The following is a 6,464-nucleotide window of genomic DNA, read 5'->3' as shown; positions in this document are numbered from 1 at the left end:
GCCATTCACCGGTGCGCACCGGGCGTATCACGTAGTCCATGCCCCGATCCTGACCTGCCACCGACCCCCGCGCAAACAGATTCGGCCGGGGCGGTGTGTGGCGGGGCGCCTTCGGCCGGGGTGGTGTGTGGCCGGGTGGCTTCGGCCGGGGTCGCTTGCTCGGTGAACGGCCGGGCGGCGGCGGGTTCCTGGCGGGCGGCCCGCTCCTCGGGGACGTGTTTCTCGGGACCGTACTTCTCGTGGACGTACGCGTCGTGGGCGTATGCGTCGGGGACGTACTCCTGAGGGGGTTCGCTCCGCTGGTGCAGGCGTGCGGCGCGTTGCCGGGCGCGGACGCCCCGCCAGCGGGCGATCACGCCCATGACGAACACCGTCAGGACGACCAGCACCATCAGCTGCCCGATGAACAGGCCCCAGAACAGTCCGTAGCCGGAGAGTTCGCCGGCCGGGGTGGCCGGCCAGGCGGCGGGCAGGTCGTGCGGGGCCTCGACCAGCCGGCGCATGGCCAGTGGGGTCTCGGCGAGGGTGACGCCCTCGGGCCAGCCGCCGTGGGCGAGGAGGCCGGCCAGGCCGGTGGCCGTCCAGGCCAGCAGCGTCAGCCCGAGCAGGAAGAGCAGCAGCCCGATCAGCAGCCCGTCGGGGATGCCGCCACTGCTTCCGGTTCCGCTTCCGTTCCCGCCACCGTTGCGTACGTCGCCGCGCCCCGCACCCGCCATGTCATGCCACCGTTGACTCGGACGACTCGTTCAGCCGTTGCTGGTTCTCGATCCGTGCCGCGCGTTGCTCCGCCTCCAGTTCGGCGGCGCGTACGTCCTCCGGGAGGAGGTCGGATGCCGAGGACTCGGTCATGGCGCGGTCGGTGAAGACGAGGGGGCGTTCGGCTTCGGTGATCAGGTGTTTGACGACCTGTACGTTGCCGTTGACGTCCCAGACGGCGATGCCGGGGGTGAGCGTGGGGATGATCTCCACCGCCCATCGCGGCAGCCCGAGTACCCGGCCGGTGGCTCTGGCCTCGTCGGCCTTCTGGGCGTAGATCGTGCGTGTGGAGGCCATCTTCAGGATGGCCGCCGCTTCCCGTGCCGCGGCACCGTCGACCACGTCGCTGAGGTGGTGGACGACGGCGACGAACGAGAGGCCGAGACGCCGGCCGAACTTCAGCAGGCGCTGGAAGAGCTGGGCGACGAAGGGGGAGTTGATGATGTGCCAGGCCTCCTCCACCAGGAAGATGCGTTTCTTCCGGTCGGGCCTGATCCAGGTGTGCTCCAGCCAGACGCCGACGATCGCCATCAGGATCGGCATGGCGATCGAGTTGCGGTCGATGTGCGAGAGGTCGAAGACGATCAGCGGGGAGTCGAGGTCGATGCCGGCGGACGTCGGCCCGTCGAACATGCCGCGCAGGTCGCCGTCGACGAGCCGGTCCAGGACGAGTGCGACGTCCAGGCCCCAGGCCCGTACGTCGTCTATGTCGACGTTCATCGCCTCGGCCGATTCCGGTTCCGGGTGGCGCAGCTGGTCGACGATGTCCATCAGGACGGGCTGGCGGTCGGTCGTCGTCTCGTTCACATAGGCGTGGGCGACCTTGAGGGCGAAGCCGGAGCGCTCGTCGAGGCCGTGGCCCATGGCGACTTCGATGATGGTGCGCAGCAGGGCGAGCTGCCCGGTGGTGGTGATCGCGGGGTCGAGCGGGTTGAGGCGGATCCCGCCGTTGAGCGCGGAGGTGGGGTCGAGGCGGATCGGGGTGAGGCCGAGCTCCTGCGCGATGAGGTTCCACTCGCCGACGCCGTCCTCGCCCTGGGCGTCCAGGACGACGACCTGGCGGTCGCGGAAGCGGAGCTGGCGGAGCACGTACGTCTTCTCCAGCGCGGACTTGCCGTTGCCGGACTCGCCGAGCACCAGCCAGTGCGGGGCGGGGAGCTGTTGTCCGTACAGCTGGAAGGGGTCGTAGATGTAGCCCTTGCCGGAGTACACCTCGCGGCCGATGATCACGCCGGAGTCGCCGAGGCCGGGGGCGGCGGTGGGCAGGTAGACCGCCTGGGCCTGTCCGGTGGAGGTGCGGACGGGCAGCCGGGTCGTCTCCACCTTCCCGAAGAGGAAGGCGGTGAAGGCGTCCGTCAATGCGGACATCGGATCTCGCATGGCGTGACTGACCTCCCTCTCAGTGTCGGTCTCGGTGTCGGGGACTGGTGGGCTAGCGGCGGATGCCGGTGGCGAACGGCAGGGTGTTGACGAAGGCGCGGTGGTGCTCGCGGTCGCACCACTCCAGCTTCAGGTACGACTTGCCGGCGGAGGCGCGGATCGTCCGTTTGTCGCGGGCGAGGGACTCGGGCGAGCGCGATGACACGGTGATGTACCCCACGAGGTTGACCCCGGCCGCGCCGCTGGCGAGATCTTCACCCCGCTGGTCGAGCCGGCCGTGGGCGGCGATGTCGCGCGGGTCGACGGTGCGGTTCATCTTGGCCTGGCGGCTGGCCTCGGCCTCGTCGTTGGTCTTCTCGGTGAGCATCCGCTCGATGGCGATCTCGGTGGGTTCGAGGTCCATGGTGACCGCGACCGTACGGATCACATCGGGTGTGTGGACGAGGAGCGGGGCGAGGAAGTTGACGCCCACGGGCGTCATCGGCCACTCCTTCACCCAGGCGGTGGAGTGGCACCAGGGCGCGCGGGTCGATGACTCGCGGGTCTTGGCCTGGAGGAACGTCGGCTCGACCGCGTCCAGTTCGGCCGGCCAGGCGTTGCGCTTCGTCATGGCCTGGATGTGGTCGATGGGGTGGTCGGGGTCGTACATGGAGTGGACCAGGGAGGCCAGCCGGCTCTGGCCGAGCGGCTGACGGACCCGGATGTCGGCCTCGGCGAGGCGGGCGCAGATGTCGGTGAGCTCGCGCGCCATGACGACGGCGAGCCCGGCGTCCCGGTCGAGCTTGCGGCCGGCGTGCGGGCGGGCGGCGCGGGCCATCGCGTTGGCCTCGCCGGCGAGCTCGCGGGTGTAGTGCATGCAGGCGACGAGGTAGGCGCGGTGCTGCTCGCTGGAGGTGGAGACCATGGACTGGAGCTGCTCGTACGACTCCTGCAGCCAGCCCGGGGAGGCCTTGTCGCCGCGCTGGGCGACGTCCTTGGCGTGGGCGTCGGGGTCGGCGGGCAGGGTACGGGCCAGCATCTGGATGCGGGTGACGAAGCCGTCTCCGTTGGCGACGTGCTTGAGGAGGGTGCCGAACCGGTCGACGAGGGCTTCCTGGTCCTCGCTGTCGCGCAGCCCGACGCCGGGTCCCTCGATCTCGATGGCCGCGGTGACGGTGCGGCGGTCGGCGTGCAGCAGTACGGCGATCTCGTCCGGCCCGAAGGGTGCGGCCAGCCAGTTGATCCGGCCGATTCCGGGGGGCGGTCCGATCTCGACCTCACGCCCGTCGGCGCTGACGCCCGCCTCCATGGCGGTGGAGCGGTAGGACGTGCCGCGGCGCAGGGAGCGTTTGAAGCTGCGGTTGATCTCGAACCATTTGTAGAAGGTCCGGTGCTTGTACGGGACGTAGACGATCGCCAGGGCGAGCAGCGGGAAGCCGGTGAGCAGCACGATCCGCAGGGAGAGGACCGGGACGAGCAGCCCGCTCATCATGCCGAGGAACGCGCCACCGATGATCAGGGCGATCTCGCCCGTCTCGCGGTTCTTGCCGACGATCGCGTTCGGCCGGGCGCGGCCGATGAGATACGTACGGCGGGGCGCGATCGGATGGGACTGAGTGCTCAACGCCCGCCACCTCCTGTGCTCTTGTTACCTGAACTGCCTGATCCACCGGGTCCGCCGCGGGAGCCGCGGCTGCCGTGCGGGGTGCCGGACGTGGGGCCCGAACCGCTGCGGGGCGGAGGTGCGGCGGAGGGGACAGATCCGCCGCCGACCCCGCTCCCGGAGTTACGGGAGCTGTGTGCGGCGACTCCGCCGCTGACCGGGTTGGCGGGCCTGCCGCCGCCGCTGTTGTTGCCGCCGCTGTCCTGGCCGCCGCCGCGGCTGCTGTGGGTCTTGATGCCCTGCGAGACGAGAGCGGCGGGCGAGCTGATCATCGCGGCTGCCTGGGAGCCGTCGGTGGCCTGCTTGCGGTTGGTGCGGGCGCCCTGGATCTCGTCGCCGAAGCCGGGCACGAAGCGGTAGATCATGCCGGAGGCGAAGATGGCCAGCAGGATGATCGCCAGGCCGGAGACGACGGCCGAGAAGGCGTCGGGGCCGTCGTCCGACGACAGTGCGCCGGCCAGCCCGAGCACGACGACGATGACCGGCTTCACCATGATCACGGCGATCATGATGCCCGCCCAGCGGCGCACGTGTCCCCACATGTTCTTGTCGACGAGCCCGGCGTACACGGCGGTTCCGAGGAGGGCGCCTACGTAGAGCAGGGCGGCGCGGATCACGAGTTCGAGCCAGAGGATGCCCGCGGCGAGGATCGACACGAGCGAGACGACGATCAGCATGATCGGTCCGCCGCCGATGTCGGCGTCCTTCTTGAGTGCCTCGGCGAACGACCCGAAGAAGACGTCGGTCTGCCCGCCGGAGGATGAGGAGATGACCTCGGTGACGCCGTCGGTGGCCGAGACGATCGTGTAGAGGATCAGCGGTGTGAAGGCCGATGCGAGCACGGTGAGCCAGAGGAACCCGATGGCCTCGGAGATCGCGGTGGTCAGCGGGACGCCGCGGATCGCCCGCTTGGCGACGGCGAGGAGCCAGAGGATGAGCGTCAGCACGGTGGAGGCGGCGAAGACGATCGCGTACTGCTGGAGGAAGCGGGTGTTGGTGAAGTCGACGTTGGCGGTGCTTTTGACGGCCTCGCTGAGCTTGCCCACGATCCACGCTGCGGCGTCGGCACAGCCGCGGCCCAGGGAGGTGAGGGGGTCCTGGGCGGGGTCGACGGCGGCCACGGGGACGAAGCCGGTGACGGGGAAGAACGGCGAGATCGCCTCCGGATTCGCGCATGACCAGCAGGGAGCACAGAGTGCGGCGGCGAACTATTCCGTGGCGCTTGTATCCGCTGACATTCTGAAACCATCGCAGCGGGCTCAGATCGTGCGCAAGGTCTTCGTCACCGATCGGGTCGACGAGCTCGAGACCAAGTTCGATCAGGCGTACAGCAAAGAGTTCCTCGACAAAGTCGGTCTGGACGAGAACGGAAATGCCTCTGAGGGCATGACGTACGTGTCGAGAACCGCGCCCGTCGGAACCAAGGTGACCCTATTCACTGGCTCTTCCGCCACGGTAGAGGTGTGGTGCACCGGCGTCTTCGGCACAGCTGGGATCGGCTCCACCACCCCTGTGAGCAACGACTGGTTCACCATGACGCTGAAACTCCAGTGGGTGGGGGGCGACTGGAAGGTCGACAGCTTCTCCCAGAAGGACGGCCCAGCGCCGGTTAACACCGACCGTACGGCCTCCAATGCCGATGAGATCGCCAAGGCTGTCGAGGAGTACGGAGGGTTCACCTATGCCCGGTAAATCGAACGCGCTTAAGCTCGGCATGACCTTGGCGAGCGTCCAAGCGGCCATGGTGATCCTGGCAACCCGCGTTGCAGCCGCCCCCACGCCTTCGCCGTCGGGGAGGCGGGTGCGGGTCTGGCGGGTGCCGCCGATGGTGCTGTAGCCGTCGCCCGTACGCCCCGAGTCGTTGCCGTAGCCGTCGTCGTGACTCATGCCGCGTACGCCCCCTCAACCGTTGCCTGAATCGTGCCTCTGTACGACGGTAGCCGTGCTGCTTTCCGCATGGACGCGGTGTGGTGACTCGACATCAGGGGGACGCAACCTCTGCCGGTGGGCACGACGGACGGATGGTGAGGGGTGGGTGGGGCCGTCGGCCCCGGGCTAGGGGCGGCTGCCGGTCAGACGGCCATCCCGTAGACGATGGTGAACACGGTTCCCAGCGATCCGATGATGAACACACCGGTCAGGCCCGCGACGATCAGGCCCTTGCCCTGTTCCGCGCTGAACGTGTCGCGCAGGGCCGTCGCGCCGATGCGCTGTTTCGCCGCGCCCCAGACCGCGATGCCGAGGCAGAGCAGGATCGCGATCGCCATCACGACCTCGATCATCACGCGGGCCTCGTTGCCCAAGGTCCCGAACGGCCCCCAGTTCGGGGCGATTCCGCCGATGATGGTGGTGATGTCGCCCTTTTCAGCTGCCAGGATCATGTAAGTCACCGCCCCTGTTGGGTAGTTCGGTACCCGTGCCGCACGGCACGGGTCACCCTCTATCTTCGCTGATGAAACTGCTCTCGTACGACGACTTGGCGGCTCTCTTTACCCGGATCTCGTACATATGACCGGTCTGGCCGCCCTGACCTGCGGATCGAATCGGTGTGTGAGCGATTTGTGTCTGGTTACTCTGTGTATCACGGAGGGTGACGCCGGGCAATGATCGCCATCGCGCCACCCTGGCCGAGACCTGCGACGGGGCCCGAACCGCACCCATCAGGGGAGGTGCGGGGAGGTCGGGG

Annotated in this window: 5 protein-coding genes and 1 pseudogene; 1 reads left to right on the top strand and 5 read right to left on the bottom strand. The window is 68.8% G+C overall.

Annotation, left to right across the window (positions count from 1 at the left end):
- Positions 1 to 5 precede the first annotated feature (5 nt).
- Genes EAO72_RS44125 through EAO72_RS25115 form a run of 4 tightly spaced genes read right to left on the bottom strand, consistent with a single transcriptional unit; the run spans position 6 to position 4,935 of the window.
- Positions 6 to 716: a hypothetical protein gene (locus EAO72_RS44125; protein WP_410090500.1), complete on the bottom strand. Its 711-nt coding sequence runs from the start codon at positions 714 to 716 to the stop codon at positions 6 to 8.
- Position 717: 1 nt separating this feature from the next.
- Positions 718 to 2,136: an ATP-binding protein gene (locus EAO72_RS25125; RefSeq protein ID WP_148019504.1), complete on the bottom strand. Its 1,419-nt coding sequence runs from the start codon at positions 2,134 to 2,136 to the stop codon at positions 718 to 720.
- A 52-nt stretch (positions 2,137 to 2,188) separates the two neighbouring features.
- Complete coding sequence (locus EAO72_RS25120; RefSeq protein WP_148019503.1) at positions 2,189 to 3,739, bottom strand: SCO6880 family protein; 1,551 nt, start codon at positions 3,737 to 3,739, stop codon at positions 2,189 to 2,191.
- Positions 3,736 to 4,935, bottom strand: a complete 1,200-nt coding sequence (locus EAO72_RS25115) for a hypothetical protein (RefSeq protein WP_410090541.1) — start codon at positions 4,933 to 4,935, stop codon at positions 3,736 to 3,738. Before EAO72_RS25115 ends, EAO72_RS25120 begins: the two co-directional genes overlap by 4 nt.
- Between EAO72_RS25115 and EAO72_RS25110 the strand changes: the two are divergent.
- Positions 4,880 to 5,470 (top strand): annotated as a pseudogene (locus EAO72_RS25110) (hypothetical protein); the annotation flags it as partial. The gene EAO72_RS25115 and the pseudogene EAO72_RS25110 overlap by 56 nt on opposite strands.
- 380 nt (positions 5,471 to 5,850) lie before the next feature.
- Here EAO72_RS25110 and EAO72_RS25105 read toward each other — a convergent pair.
- Complete coding sequence (locus tag EAO72_RS25105) at positions 5,851 to 6,159, bottom strand: hypothetical protein (protein WP_072489575.1); 309 nt, start codon at positions 6,157 to 6,159, stop codon at positions 5,851 to 5,853.
- Positions 6,160 to 6,464: the final 305 nt, after the last annotated feature.

The organism is Streptomyces sp. OR43 (assembly GCF_008042275.1).
Classification (GTDB): domain Bacteria; phylum Actinomycetota; class Actinomycetes; order Streptomycetales; family Streptomycetaceae; genus Streptomyces.
This window is presented reverse-complemented; position numbering and strand designations above follow the sequence as displayed.

What these genes read in the sequence shown, in the direction of transcription:
- EAO72_RS25105 (WP_072489575.1), bottom strand. Translation starts at nt 6,159, where the DNA reads ATGATCCTGGCAGCTGAAAAGGGCGACATCACCACCATCATCGGCGGA.
- EAO72_RS25125 (WP_148019504.1), bottom strand. Translation starts at nt 2,136, where the DNA reads ATGCGAGATCCGATGTCCGCATTGACGGACGCCTTCACCGCCTTCCTC.
- EAO72_RS44125 (WP_410090500.1), bottom strand. Translation starts at nt 716, where the DNA reads ATGGCGGGTGCGGGGCGCGGCGACGTACGCAACGGTGGCGGGAACGGA.